Origin of the sequence: Vibrio sp. HA2012 (assembly GCF_002812955.1) — a bacterium.
Lineage (GTDB): Bacteria > Pseudomonadota > Gammaproteobacteria > Enterobacterales > Vibrionaceae > Vibrio.
The window spans coordinates 113,604-128,206 of sequence record NZ_PFXK01000002.1; the positions used below are offsets into that span (position 1 = coordinate 113,604).

The following is a 14,603-nucleotide window of genomic DNA, read 5'->3' on the forward strand; positions in this document are numbered from 1 at the left end:
CTTATGCTTCCAGCATTGCCAGAGCATCGGCTAGTATTTTATCCCCTTTCATCATGCCGTAATCCATAGCATTAATGACCCCGACAGGTTTACCTGCGGCTTCACCTTTGGCCTTGAATTCTGCTTCTTTGTATTTGATTTGAGGTCCGAGCATGCAGCAATCATAATCCGGCAGCGTTGCTTCAAATTCGTCCATGCCAACCGCAGTAATATCAACGTCAATGCCCTGAGTCGCAGCAGCTTGTTTCATTTTAGTTACCACCATACTGGTAGACATACCGGCGGCACAGCAAAGGAATATTTTTTTCATAATAAGTTCCTGTTCTATCTGTAGAGTAGGGTTTGTTGTTACTTCGTAACTGACTATAACAACTTGAGAAACCGGTTACAGTAACCGGTTACAGTTTTGATGTGTAAATGTGATTTGTTACATAAAATTTACGAAGTTTTTGTTTTTAGATGTGATTAAGATCTAATCAGAAGCGCGGCCAACATCATTTCTGGCCGCTGATGAAGATTTAATGTGGTGTATCTGGATGTTTTTACAGAGAAAAACTGTCTCTCTGGATAAAATCGTACCCCAGATGAATCATTTTTTTAACTTTACGGCCATTGACCAGTTCCAGAAACAGCTCAACGGCTGTTTCTCCCATTTCCATCGGATATAAACGCATAGTGGACAAACCGGGGTTCATATGGGCTGAAGTAGAAATATCATTCATACCAATGACCTTAATATCTCCGGGAATAGTCAGTTCTTTTTCGTAGATAGCCCGGTAGACACCAACCGCAATAATATCTGTTGCAGCAAAAACAACATCCGGTATCTGGGGGCTTTCCAGAATTTTTAGCATTGCCTTGTAGCCGGATTCTATACAGAATTCTTTACTGACAATGCAGTGTTCTTCCCTGTACAGGTTATGTAGCTTTGTCTGTTCCCTGAATACATGCAACCGGGTTTCATCATTACCGATAAAAGCCGGGTATCTGGCTCCGCTGTCAATGATATATCCGACCAACTCCCGAGCCGCAGCATGGCGGTCAAACAGAACGGCATCGCTGTGCCTGCCGAGAGGATTTGAGTCGATGAAAATCAGGTTGCGGTTATACCGATACATTTGGTTGATCTCATCATCGGTAAAGTGACCTACGGCGATCACAGCCTTAGGCTTGCTGAGAATATGACCACTCTTTTCTATCTGATCCCGGCGCAGGGTTCTGACTGCAATTTTATTTTTAAAACAGCAGCTCTCAATTCCGACTCGGATTGACGTAAAATAGGGGTCGGAGATTTCCCGTACAGGGTCAAGAAAATTGACGATTACAACTTCCAGTTGAGCAGATGCTGTGACACAGGAGCCGGAAAACGAGGGAATGTCATTTTCTTGCTGCGCTTTCCTCTGCTTTGGCGATACATAGTCCAGTTCTTTTACCGCCTGCAAAATTTCGTCTCGTTTTGTGCTGGTAATAGAAAGTGTCGGATCCTGATTAATAACCCGGGAAATTGTTGAAGTTGAAACCTTAGTTAAAACCGCAATATCTTTTAGCGTTGCCAAACTGTACCTATCCTGTTGTTATTTTTGTTATTAAAGCCTGAGCAGTCAGGGGATTTTCCCCTGACTGCCATTCTCTTAAATAGCTTTACTAAATTTTTTCTCAACCAGTGCTTGCCCATTGTTATCGAATATATGGATAAGATCTGTTGAGGTATACAGGGTCAGAGAATTATTCGGTTCGACAATGCAATCACCCTGATGCAGGAATTTAAAGTTATCGACGCCGCAACTCTGGCCGAAAATGTAAGTGCTGTTACCCAGACGTTCGACGACTTCCGTATCAAAGCTGAGTGCGATATCAGCCTCTTCCCGGGATAAGTGTTCCGGTCTGATCCCTATGGTTATCTGCTCGCCTGCACTCATTGGGGGAACGGATACTGGTAAAGAGATCATCTGACCGTTATACCCCAGTTCTACAGTGATACTATCTGTTTCCCAGGATATGAGTTTACTCGGAATAAAATTCATCTTCGGTGAACCAATAAAGCCGGCAACAAACAGATTTTGCGGGTGGTAATACAGTTCCATCGGCGTACCGACCTGCTCTACACGGCCATCCCGCAGCACTACAATTTTATCAGCCAGCGTCATGGCTTCTACCTGATCATGGGTGACATAAACCATGGTAGACTGCAGCTCTTTGTGAAGCTTGGCAATGTGCAGCCGCATTTCTACCCGCAGTTCTGCATCCAGGTTAGATAAAGGCTCATCAAACAGGAACACATCCGGATCCCGGATAATAGCGCGGCCGATTGCAACCCTTTGTCTCTGTCCTCCTGATAACTGAGCGGGTTTACGTTCCAGAAGAGATTCCAGTTGTAACGCTTTCGCTACCAGTTTTACTTTGTGCTCAATTTCTTTTGGCGGGGTTTTCTTTACTTTAAGAGAATACCCCATATTTTCAGCAACAGTCATATGCGGGTATAGAGCATATGACTGAAACACCATGGCGACACCACGCTGTGAAGGAGGAACATCATTCATCACTTGCTCGCCAATCTTTAGTTCTCCCAGGCTTATTTCTTCGAGTCCGGCGATCATACGCAGCAGGGTTGATTTACCACAGCCAGAGGGGCCAACGAAGACAACAAATTCGCCACTTTCGATAGAAAGATTAACATTATGAATAGTTTGCGTATCACCAAAGCGTTTGATGATATTCGATAAATTAATTGAAGCCATGAGGTAACCTATTGTTTTTTATTCTGAAAATTGAAATCACAACTTTCTTGTGATAAACGCATCAGTAGTTAGTAAATTTTTACTTGATTTGTAATAAATTAATCACAAATCCGATGTTTTCTAGTGACAGAGATCACAAATGCTTAGCAGTTCTATGGATGAAGCCAGGTGCTGAAGCATATTTTATATATCGAACAGGGTAGCTTCTTAAAGTAAATTTAGTTTAACGATTATTAATTGGTAAAAGCAAGGGAAAATATGAAAAATAATAAATTAAAAAAGGTGGTGTATTGCTCTGCAATTTATACTGCTTTAATAGGTTCCTCTTCTGTATTTGCACAAGATAAACTCCTTGTATGGGAGGATATTCAAAAATCATTTGGTAATAAGGAGGCTGTTGAGTTATTTGAAAAAAAATATGATGTAGATGTTCAGGTTAAAGAGCTTCCTTATGGTGGTCAGATTGAGGCATTGAGAATGGACGGCCCTGCTGGCACTGGTCCGGACGTGGTTCTTATTCCTCATGATCAAATTGGTGGTGCTGTTATTCAGGGTCTGATTTCACCTATAAAGCCAGATCAAAAGGTATTAGATACATTTACGGATTCATCTTTGGATGCATTGACATATAAAGGTGTTCTTTATGGAATTCCTAAATCTGTTGAAACAGTTGTAATGGTCTATAATAAAGATCTTATCGATGTTCTTCCTTCTAATATTGAAGAAATATATGAATTATCTAGAGCACTTTCAAAACAAGATAAATATGGTCTTCTAGCGAAGTGGGACGAATTATATTACGGGTATGGCATCATAAAAGGTATGGGGGGTGACATTTTTGCTAAAGCAGAAGATGGCTCTTATGATCCGAATAAACTTTTACTAAATACTGATGGGGCCGTTGAGGGTGCCACGTATATTCAAAAATTCTATCGTGATGGCCTTTTCCCTACGGGCATTGTAGGCAATAACGGATTAAATGCCATTGATTCCTTGTTTACTTCTCAAAAAGCGGCCATCGTAGAAACGGGTCCATGGTCTTTCAAACCGTATGAAGAAGCGGGAATTAATTACGGTGTTGCCCCTTTACCTTCACTTCCTAACGGAGAACCGATGGGATCCTTTATGGGGGTGAAAAGCTACAGTATTTCTACTTATTCGAAGAATAAAGAACTGGCAGAAAAGTATATTGAATTCATTAATAGTTATGACAATGCGAAACGTCGTTTTGAGCTAACCGGTGAAGTACCTGCCGTTGAGAAACTGGTCGATGATCCTGTTATCAAGAATGATATGGGGGCAAGAGCTGTTGCAGTACAGTCTGTTAACGCAACCTCGATGCCATCTATTCCGGAAATGAATGAAGTCTGGAATCCAGCGAACAGTGCCCTTCAACTGATTGCTACTGGAAAACAGGGGCCGAAAGAGGCTTTAGATGGCGCAGTAGAAGCAATCAGTATGCAGATTGAAGCTAACCATGCAATGATGGGTAATTAATATAAAAAGTGGTGCCAGCCTGATAATAATTGTCAGGCTGATATCTAGAGTGTGGAGTTTTGTTAATGTCAGAGTTTTATGGGGAGCCATCTCTTAATATGAAGAAATACAGTTCTCATAGAGTTGTTGCTGTCTTATTTGGGGTTATACCCGGATTCGGTCAGTTTTATAACCGGCAACTGATGAAAGGGAGTATTTTTTCTGTATTACTTTTTAGTTTCCTGGGAATAGGTAGTGATTTTCTTCAGCATGGTTTTTGGGGGTTAACTACATTAGGTGAAAAACTTCCTCAGGATAACTCAATTTTTCTTCTGGCTGAAGGGATCATCTCTCTTATCATCGCATTGTTTGGTCTGTCTGTGTATGCTTTCAGTATATTTGATGCTTATCAAAATGGCAGGCTACGAGATGAAGGTAAGGCACTTAATTCTATAAGAAAGCAGTTCAGAAATATTGTTGAGTCCGGATTTCCATATTTAATGACAACACCTGCATTTATTTTGCTGGTATTTGTTGTGGTTTTTCCTATTGTATTCGGGTTTGCTATCGGTTTCACTAATTACAATTTGTATAATACTCCACCAGCTAAATTAGTTGATTGGGTAGGTCTGAAAAACTTTATTAATATATTTAAAGTTAATCTCTGGAGAAAAACATTTCTTGACGTTTTACAGTGGACAGTGATCTGGACATTTTTGGCAACGACATTGCAATGTTCGGTTGGCATCTTGCTGGCTATTCTGGTTAATCAGAAGGATCTGAAATTTAAGCCATTGATCAGAACTGTATTTATTTTGCCATGGGCAGTTCCAGGATTCGTTACAATTCTGATCTTTACAGGTATGTTTAATGACACATTTGGTGTAATTAACAATGTCATTCTGGACTTTTTCGGTATCGCGCCAAAACCTTGGCTTACCGACCCATTCTGGACGAAGACGGCATTAATTATGATACAGACCTGGCTTGGTTTTCCGTTTGTATTTGCTATGACCACTGGTGTATTACAGGCTATTCCGGGGGATCTTTATGAGGCTGCCACTATGGATGGTGCCAGTAAGTTTCAGCAATTGAGAACTATTACCTTACCACTAGTTCTGTATTCAATTGCACCGATACTTATTACCCAGTACACGTTTAATTTCAATAACTTCAATATTATCTATTTGTTTAATAATGGTGAACCTGCTGTTGTTGGCAGTAATGCCGGCGGGACAGATATCTTAGTCTCCTGGATTTATAAGCTGACTATGTCGTCATCACAATATTCTATCGCTTCTGCTATTACGTTATTGCTTTCAATTTTTGTTGTCGGTATCGCTTTATGGCAGTTCCGGATGACAAAATCATTTAAAGAAGAAGGGAGATAAGAGGGATTATGAGTATTAAACGCAGTAACAGAATCAGACTTACTCTGAGCTATCTTCTGATACTTCTGGTTTGTATTATTATTATTTATCCGTTGGTCTGGACGGTCGGTGCCTCTTTTTATCCAGGTAACAGCATCATGGGTGACTCTATTATTCCGGATAAACCGACATGGTCGCATTATCTGACTTTGTTTGAAAACAGTAAGGTTTCTTATCTGACTTGGTACTGGAACAGTCTGAAAATAAGTGTCCTGACCATGGTTCTGACTTTAATTAGTGTTTGCTGTACTGCTTATGCTTTTTCCCGGTTTCGTTTTAGAGGCAGAAATAACGGGTTGATGCTGTTCTTGCTGTTACAGATGATCCCGCAGTTTTCTGCGCTGATTGCGATTTTTGTGCTGGCGCAGATGATGGGACTGATCAATAGCCATTTGGCATTGGTTTTGGTTTATGTCGGAGGGATGATTCCGATGAATACGTATCTGATGAAAGGGTATTTGGATGCGATACCAAAAGATTTGGATGAATCGGCCAAAATGGATGGAGCCGGTAATTTCAGGATATTTATTGAAATTATCTTACCAATATCAAAGCCAATTATTGCTGTCGTTGCACTGTTTTCTTTTACCGGGCCATTAGGTGATTTTATTCTGGCGACAACAATACTCAGGTCACCGGAATATTACACTTTGCCAATTGGTTTATATAACCTGGTCGTGGAAAAAATGGGTGCTAGTTATACAACTTATGCAGCAGGTGCAGTTCTTATTTCTATTCCGGTTGCATTACTTTACTTGTCATTACAGAAATATTTTGTTTCCGGATTGACAGCAGGAAGTACAAAAGGTTAATAATTAAGAAGGAAATATAATGAAATTATCTTATATCACATGGGCTGTGTTAGGCCTGAGTGCGGCTCTTATCGGCTGTCAGTCAGATTCTGTAACCAGAAAAAATACAGAAGAAAGTATAAAAACATATAATATCCAGCCAGCTAACGTATCGGAAGGTTTTATTAAAGGGATGGATATTTCCATGCTTCCTGAAATGGAATCTATGGGGACAAAATATTATGACGAAGGCTCAGAAAAAGATTTAGTAAAAATTTTGAGCGACCATGGTGTCAATTATATTCGTGCCCGCCTGTGGGTTGACCCTCAGTCAGTGAACGGTACTGGATTTGGTGGTGGTAACTCTGACTTGGTACGTGCGATTGAGCTTGGTAAAAGAGCACATGCGAATGGTATGAAGTACCTGCTGGATATTCACTACAGTGATTTTTGGGCAGATCCGAAGAAACAGTTCAAACCCAAGCATTGGAGCAGCCTGAATTTTGATGAAATGGTGCAAAAAGTGTATGACTACACGGATGCTGTTATGGATGCACATCGGGATGCTGGAATTGTACCGGATATGGTTCAGGTTGGTAATGAACTGAATGGTGGCATGCTGTGGCCGGAAGGTAAAAGCTGGGGTGGTGATGGTAAGGAGTTTGACCGCCTGTCTCGCTTGCTGAAATCTGGTATTCAGGGGGTTAAGGATAATACGCTTGCTGGTGAAGACATCAAAATTATGCTGCATTTGGCGGAAGCGGGCGATAACGGTTTGTTCCGCTGGTGGTTTGATGAAATAACTAAGCATGATGTCGACTTCGACATTATCGGTATGTCTTATTATCCGTTCTGGCATGGGCCGCTGACAAAAGTCCGGGAAAATATTGACGATGTGATAAAGCGGTATAACAAGCCGGTTATTATTGTTGAAACTGCTTTTCCTTTTGTGCCTAAAGGGAATGACGACAAGGGGCCGATTGAAGGCTATGAAGTATCGGTGAATGGTCAGGCTGAATATCTGAAAGATCTGATGGAGATGGTTAATGCAACAGAAAATAACATGGGACTAGGTATTTTCTATTGGGAGCCTGCCTGGTTAGGTCAGGACGCGACATGGGCAACGAAAGCCGGTATGGACTATATCGATGACCACTGGGAAGAAGGAAACGCCTGGGATAATAAAGCGATGTTTGATCCTAATGGTAATGCATTCCCGTCACTAGATGTATTTAATTCAAAATAAGGTTATTTGTAATGTCGCAGTATTCACCAATTATTCCGAATATCACTACGTTTCTGCATGGTGCAGATTATAACCCTGAGCAGTGGTTAGATAGACCTGATATTCTGGAAGCAGACATTAAATTGATGAAACAGACGCATTGTAATGTGATGTCTGTGGGCATATTCAGTTGGTCCGCTCTGGAACCTTCTGAAGGCGAGTTTCATTTTGAATGGCTGGATAATGTGTTAGACCGTCTGGCGGATAACGATATCTCGGTATTTCTGGCAACACCAAGCGGGGCTCGTCCCGCCTGGTTATCTCAGCGCTATCCGGATGTACTACGTGTCGACAAGAATCGGGTGAAGCAACGGCATGGGGAACGGCACAACCATTGTTATAATGCCCCGGTGTATCGGGAAAAGGTTGGTATTATCAATCGTAAACTGGCCGAACGCTATAGTCATCATCCGGCCGTGATTGGCTGGCATATTTCCAATGAATATGGTGGTGAATGTCATTGTGAACATTGCCAGCATAGCTTCCGGGCATGGCTGAAAGAGCGTTACGGGACACTGGAGAATCTGAATGCTCAGTGGTGGACAGCATTCTGGAGTCATACGTTTACGGACTGGTTACAGATAGAGTCGCCTTCGCCAATAGGAGAAGGATCTGTGCATGGGTTAAACCTTGACTGGAAACGTTACCGTACGGAGCGGGTTGCCGATTTTTGTCGCCAGGAAACCCGGCCTCTGAAAGAACTCAATCCGAATTTACCCGTGATTGCCAATTTTATGGAGTATTTTTACGACTATGACTATTGGAAACTGAGTGAAGCCATTGATGTTGTTTCATGGGACAACTACCCATTGTGGCATCGTGACCACGATGAAACGGAGTTAGCATGCTATATCGCTATGTATCATGATTTAATGCGTACTCTGAAGCAACAGCCATTTTTGTTGATGGAATCTACGCCAAGCCAGACCAACTGGCAGCCAATCACTAAACTGAAAAAAAATGGGATGCATCTTCTTTCATCAATGCAGGCAATCGCTCACGGTTCTGATTCGGTTCAGTATTTCCAGTGGCGTAAAAGCCGGGGATCGGTGGAAAAATTCCACGGTGCGGTTATTGACCATGTCGGTCATGCAGATACCCGTTCAGGAAGAGAAGTGACCCAGGTTGGAAAAATGCTTGAAGGTATTTCTTCTGCTTGTGGCAGTCGTACACATTCAGAGGTCGGCATTATCTTTGATTGGGAAAGCCGCTGGGCAATGGATGATGCTTCCGGACCGAGGAACGAAGGTCTGTTCTATGAAAAGACGGTTGCGGAACACTATCGGGGATTCTGGGAACAGGGCATCAACTGCGACATTATTGAACAGTTGTGTGATTTTACATCTTATAAGATTATTGTTGCACCAATGCTGTATATGATTAAGCCGGGGGTAGCCGAACGTCTGGAGCAGTTTGTGAAGGCGGGAGGAACACTGATAGCGACTTACTGGAGTGGCATTGTGAACGAAAGTGATCTTTGTTTCCTTGGTGGCTTCCCTGGTGGTGAAAATAGCCCTCTGCGCAGAACTCTGGGTATTTGGGCGGAAGAGATTGATTCTCTGTATGAAGATGAACGGGTGACATTTGCTATCAATACATCAGGTGAACTGGATTTTGACGGTGAATTCAAAGTGAAACATCTGATGGAACATGTTCATATTGAAACGGCAGAATCACTGGCAACGTATACAGAGGATCTGTTTGATGGTACGCCGGTTCTCACTCGAAATAAGCATGGACAGGGGGTCGCATATTATCTGGCAGCGAGAACGGAACCTGAATTCAACCGCCATTTCTACCGGGATATAGCTAAGCGACACCAGCTATATAGAATAATGGAACACGTACCGTATGGCGTGTCTGTTACAACCCGGCATGATAAAGAGAAAGAATATATTTTTATTATGAACTTTAAAGGGGAAGAAAATAAAATAATTCTACCAGATTCAAACTGGACTAATTTGATTACAGGGAATATGTCTGATTCTGAGTTAATCAATTTAAATCCATATGAAGTGTTAGTATTTTCTAAATTAAAATAATTCACACTTATAAATCGCTCTAAATAATTAGAGCGATTTGATTTAATTAAACAAAAGTTATATGGAATTTAAATTCCATAGATTCCTATTGTCTTAATTTTAATAAATCATGTGATTCAATAATACGTAAACATAAGGACAGTAATATGAAAAAGACATACTTATCATTCGCTATTGTATGCGGATTGCTATCAACTCAGGCAATGGCTGTTGATTTTTATGGCTATGCCCGCTCTGGCTACAGTATTTCCAACAATGGCGGAGGTAATGAAAGTGGCGATGAATATGAAAAAAATAAACTAGGGCGTCTGGGAAACGAGTTTGATACTTATGCAGAGCTTGCATTAGGGCAGGAATTGTATAATGAAGATGGCAAGAGTATATATTTCGAAAGTATGTTCGAAATGTCATCTAATGGAGATCTGGAAACAGAAAAAACAGAAGATGATACTGCTAACTTTGCAATTAAACAATTGAATATGAAAGCGAAAGGTTTTATTACTTCGGCTCCGGATATTACTATTTGGGCAGGTAAACGTTTTTATCAGCAACATGATCTGCATATTATTGATACAAAATACTGGAATATATCTGGCTATGGATTTGGTTTAGAAGGTATTAATGCTGGTCCGGGAACCTTATCCACGGCTTTGATTCGGGGTGATCAGAACGATATTAATATTAATTATGTTGATATTCGCTATGCCGGTCTTAAGCCGTGGGACGGAGCCTGGACAGAATTTGGTATTGATTATGCGATGCCTAATCCAACCGATGATCAGGAAGACGCTGATCTGGACTTTGATAATGCCGTGATGCTGACAGCAGAGCTTAGTCAGAGTTTTTCAAAAGGCTATAACAAAACGGTACTTCAGTATGCTGACAACGGTCTGGCTCAGAATATGGTTACCCAGGGGGGGGGATGGTATGACAACTGGGCTACAGCATCGACTGACCAGATTGAGAAAGTAAATAAAGCGAAAGGGTACCGTTTAATTAATACCGGTGATATCAAGCTTACCGATAACTTTATGTTCCAGCATGTTCTGACTCTTGGCTATGCTCAGGATCATGAAACTACGTGGGCGGAAGTTGTTCCGGCTACAACATGGAAAGAAGTGGATTCTGAAAAACTGTTCTCTTTGGTTGTTCGTCCAGCTTATAACTGGTCGAAAAACAACAAAACACTTTTTGAGCTTGGTTACTACAAGACAACTCAGGATCTAGTCGGTGGGGGAGACTATGAAAACAGCGGGCAAAAATTGACCATTGCTCAGGTGATCAGTGCTGGCGATTATATTCTGGCGCGTCCGGAAATGCGTTTTTATGCTACTTATGTGAAAAATAATGAAAGAGATTCATTCAATGGTGGACGTGATGACAGCGATATCCGAATCGGTGCTCAGATTGAAGCCTGGTGGTAATTTCTCACCAATAGTGTACCTATTGTAATCCACGTTATTGATTGTAATTAGCGTTATTTGCCTGCAGAGCAAGCCTTGCCTGCAGGCTTTTTTATGCAACTTTTTTGTTGTGTTTATTTCAGCATTGTTGAGAATGTGACGGATATGAGGCAATCCGTTATTCTCTGTTCCTGAAATGGTGTAGACTAAGTGTCCGACCGCTTGGGGAACAGGAAAAAATGGCAACAATCAATGACGTATGCAAGGCTACCGGTGTGTCTAAGGCGACCGTATCCAGAGTGATTAACGGTAGTGAACATGTGAAAGAACAGACTCGTCAGTTAGTGCTGGCAGCAATGGACTCTTTAGGGTATCAGCCCAATGCTTTTGCCCGGGCACTTGCAACCAGCAGTTATAATACGTTTGGCCTTATTTTGCCTCATTTTGAAAGCCACTATTTCGGTTCTATGCTGACGCAGGCTGCACAGGATATGCAAAAAGCAGACAAAAAACTGTTTGTGATGGACAGCCATAATAGTGTCGAAGGGGAAATCGATGCGATCCGTTCCCTGAAAGCACATTACTGTGATGCCATTATCATTTACAGCCGTCATTTGTCAGAACAACAATTATCTGACATTCAAAAAGATATCAAAACACAATTGATTATCCTTAACCGTTCTTTATCAGATGATAACCTGTTCAGTTTTGGTTTTGATCAGCACCAAGTAGCACATCTTGCAACGGATTATCTGCTGGATCTTGGCCACCGGAAGATTGCCTGTATTACAACTTCTCTGTCCAGCGATACCGGACGGCAGCGTTTGGCGGCATATAAAACCAGTCTGGAATCCCGCTCGGTTGCGATAGATGACGCTTTGATTTATGAAGGTGAGAGCACTTTGCAGAGTGGCTATGATGCAACGATGGCTTTGCTTGATAGCGGTATCTCGTTTTCTGCTATTTTTTCCTGTACCGATTCAATGGCAATGGGCGCTGTTCGGGCTTTACATGACAGAGGAGTAAAGGTTCCCGAAGAGGTGTCGGTTATCGGTATTGATGGTGAACCTGCCGGAGCTTATGCTGTACCACGTTTATCTACGGTTAAATTACCTATCGTAGAATTAACCAGAGATGCAATCTTAATAGCCTTGGCGATGAACAAAAAACAAGGTATAGAGCAAAAACATTACCAGTATCAGGGAATCTTGCTGGCAAAAGAGTCAACGCAGGATCTGAGATAATTTCAGGCCATATAGAGTATCAGGAAACTGTTCACCGCTCTTTCAACCACTTCACAGATAGCTTGTTCATCGGGCTGTTTGATGATTCCCAGTGCAAATTGTTCTCTGAGTTCCGCCTCCAGCAGGGCTCTTAGCTGCAAGGCTGCAATCCAGGTATCACAGCTTTTCAGTGCTCCATTTTCCACATGGTAAGCTAAAAAGTCCTGCAAATGTGTCAGGCCTCTTTTGGGGCCGTTTTCAAAAAAGTGTCTGCCCAGGTCGGAACGATCCGCTTCGGTATATGCCATTTTCGTTACCATGGCCAGTTCCGGAGAATAGAGAGATGTCAGATACTTGCAGCCGAAGTCTGTCAGAGCTGGCTTGATATCTATGACCGTAGACAGGCTGTGAAAAGCTATGGTCATCTGTTCTGCAACTGATTCCATCACCGCAGTGAAAATCTCTTCTTTAGAGCTGAAATAGTTATAAAGCGTGGCTTTAGACCCGCCCACTTTTTTCGCGATGGCGGACATAGATGTCTGGCTAAATCCATGTTTAGTAAACTCTTCTTTTGCCGTGTCCAGAATAGCCTGTCGACGCTCTTCACTCTTTACTCGCATGTATCCACCTGCCTGATTAAAACGGCGTTAGTTTCGCTTGACGAACGCCGTCTGTCAAGTTATAACTGTACCGTACGGTTTAGTTATGAGGTTTTTAAGGTGATACAGAACACACTTTTAGTGCGATCAGTGAAAGCGGGAAGAATTCATGCCTGTGCGGTAGCTGTAGCCGGTGCAGTGCTGCTGGGCGGCTGTTCAATGCCGTCTGACTACACAATGGAGTCAGTAAAATCAGCAGAAGAGCTGGGGTATACCCAGACATTTAAAGATATTCAGGCCATGAACTGGCCAAACGATGCATGGTGGGCCCGTTATCAGGATGCGCAACTGGATTTGCTCATTCAGGAAGCACTAAAAGATTCGCCGACACTACGTATTGCTGAATCCAGGCTAAAGCATGCTCAGGGGATCGCTCAGCAAATTGGTGCAATTAAAAAGATTCAGGTTGGTGCAGAAGCCACTGCATCTTTGACTAAAGTGAGTTATGGCTATCAGGCGTATCATTACCCGATGTACTGGAATGATTTCGGCACAGTTACGACGAACTTTTCTTATGAATTTGATTTCTGGGGTAAAAATAAGGCATCCGTTGCGGCGGCTGCCTCAGATTATGCTGCAACAGAAGCAGAGCATGCATCAACAAGACTGATGCTTTCTACCTCGGTTGCTAATGCTTATGCAGAACTGGCAAGACTGTACTCGAATCTGGATACCGTAGAAGCGGCTGTTAGAGTGCGGCAGAAAACGGTGGAACTGCTGACAAAACGTTTTGATAACGGTCTGGAAACCAAAGGTGCCGTCAGTCAGGCCAAAGCTGCAGCTGCCAGTGTTGAAGCCGAATTGTTAGGTATTAAAGAGTCGGTCGAACTGCAAAAAAATGCGCTGGCGGCTTTGATGGGAAAAGGCCCGGATCGTGGACGTACAATCAGCCGTCCTACTGTGCAACTATCGGATACGTTTGGCTTACCGGAAGACCTTGGTGTCGGACTGCTTGGACATCGTCCTGATGTCACCGCTGCCCGCTGGAGAGCAGAAGCGGCTGCTCAGCGCATCGGTGTCGCAAGAGGTCAGTTTTATCCTAATGTGAGTTTATCCGGTTTTATCGGTTTTCAGGCATTCGGTATCGATAACCTGACCAATGACGGTAATGATGCCGGCAGTATCGGTCCGGCGATTTATCTGCCGATTTTTAATGGCGGACGTCTTGAAGGGCAACTGACCTCTGCAGAAGCAGACTATGAAACCGCAGTCAGCAGCTATAACGCTACACTGACGAATGCTCTGCAGGAAGTAGCAGATACCATGACCAGTACCAAAGCTCTTGATGCACAGATCAGTAAAACCAGACAGGCAGTAGACGCTGCGAAAGAGGCTCATCAGATTGCAAGTAACCGCTATAAGGGGGGACTGGCAAGATATCTGGACGTACTGACGGCAGAAGATGCATTACTGAACAGTGAAAGGGCGCTGGTTAACCTGCAGTCCCGGTCATTCAGTCTGGATCTGTCATTGATACATGCTCTGGGGGGCGGATATGAATCTACGCCGACTCAGGCACAGGATAAGTAAACAGTCGTTGTAAGTTTTTAATAGGT

The 14,603-nt window shown here is 42.6% G+C and carries 12 protein-coding genes; 8 read left to right on the forward strand and 4 right to left on the reverse strand.

Annotated elements, in window-relative coordinates; all coding sequences use genetic code 11:
* Position 1 precedes the first annotated feature (1 nt).
* From CSW98_RS04470 to CSW98_RS04480, 3 genes are all read right to left on the reverse strand, one after another.
* Entirely contained in the window at positions 2-310 is a 309-nt protein-coding gene (locus CSW98_RS04470) for a PTS sugar transporter subunit IIB (protein ID WP_100799262.1), read from the reverse strand.
* A 232-nt stretch (positions 311-542) separates the two neighbouring features.
* Positions 543-1,556: a LacI family DNA-binding transcriptional regulator gene (locus tag CSW98_RS04475; protein ID WP_100799263.1), complete on the reverse strand. Its 1,014-nt coding sequence runs from the start codon at positions 1,554-1,556 to the stop codon at positions 543-545.
* Between the two features lie 75 nt (positions 1,557-1,631).
* Complete coding sequence (locus tag CSW98_RS04480) at positions 1,632-2,738, reverse strand: ABC transporter ATP-binding protein (RefSeq protein WP_100799264.1); 1,107 nt, start codon at positions 2,736-2,738, stop codon at positions 1,632-1,634.
* Between the two features lie 258 nt (positions 2,739-2,996).
* Here CSW98_RS04480 and CSW98_RS04485 point away from each other — a divergent pair, with 258 nt between their 5' ends.
* The 7 genes from CSW98_RS04485 (at position 2,997) to CSW98_RS04515 (ending at position 12,409) form a co-directional block, all read left to right on the forward strand.
* The gene (locus CSW98_RS04485; RefSeq protein ID WP_100799265.1) at positions 2,997-4,235 is read left to right on the forward strand and encodes an extracellular solute-binding protein; all 1,239 of its coding nucleotides are present in this window, start codon (positions 2,997-2,999) and stop codon (positions 4,233-4,235) included.
* 65 nt (positions 4,236-4,300) lie between these two features.
* Entirely contained in the window at positions 4,301-5,605 is a 1,305-nt protein-coding gene (locus tag CSW98_RS04490) for an ABC transporter permease subunit (RefSeq protein ID WP_100799266.1), read from the forward strand.
* Positions 5,606-5,613: 8 nt separating this feature from the next.
* Positions 5,614-6,456: a sugar ABC transporter permease gene (locus tag CSW98_RS04495; RefSeq protein ID WP_100799267.1), complete on the forward strand. Its 843-nt coding sequence runs from the start codon at positions 5,614-5,616 to the stop codon at positions 6,454-6,456.
* Positions 6,457-6,475: 19 nt separating this feature from the next.
* Positions 6,476-7,681 (forward strand): glycoside hydrolase family 53 protein, encoded by a 1,206-nt coding sequence (locus CSW98_RS04500; protein ID WP_100799268.1) that lies wholly within the window; start codon positions 6,476-6,478, stop codon positions 7,679-7,681.
* An 11-nt stretch (positions 7,682-7,692) separates the two neighbouring features.
* Positions 7,693-9,762 (forward strand): beta-galactosidase, encoded by a 2,070-nt coding sequence (locus CSW98_RS04505; RefSeq protein ID WP_100799269.1) that lies wholly within the window; start codon positions 7,693-7,695, stop codon positions 9,760-9,762.
* Positions 9,763-9,908: 146 nt separating this feature from the next.
* Positions 9,909-11,186 (forward strand): maltoporin, encoded by a 1,278-nt coding sequence (locus tag CSW98_RS04510; RefSeq protein ID WP_100799270.1) that lies wholly within the window; start codon positions 9,909-9,911, stop codon positions 11,184-11,186.
* 218 nt (positions 11,187-11,404) lie between these two features.
* Positions 11,405-12,409, forward strand: a complete 1,005-nt coding sequence (locus CSW98_RS04515; RefSeq protein WP_100799271.1) for a LacI family DNA-binding transcriptional regulator — start codon at positions 11,405-11,407, stop codon at positions 12,407-12,409.
* 2 nt (positions 12,410-12,411) lie between these two features.
* On the opposite strand, the gene CSW98_RS04520 is transcribed toward CSW98_RS04515, so the two are convergent.
* Complete coding sequence (locus tag CSW98_RS04520; RefSeq protein ID WP_100799604.1) at positions 12,412-13,008, reverse strand: TetR/AcrR family transcriptional regulator; 597 nt, start codon at positions 13,006-13,008, stop codon at positions 12,412-12,414.
* A gap of 120 nt (positions 13,009-13,128) precedes the next feature.
* Between CSW98_RS04520 and CSW98_RS04525 the strand changes: the two genes are divergently transcribed.
* The gene (locus tag CSW98_RS04525) at positions 13,129-14,577 is read left to right on the forward strand and encodes an efflux transporter outer membrane subunit (RefSeq protein WP_443083650.1); all 1,449 of its coding nucleotides are present in this window, start codon (positions 13,129-13,131) and stop codon (positions 14,575-14,577) included.
* Positions 14,578-14,603: the final 26 nt, after the last annotated feature.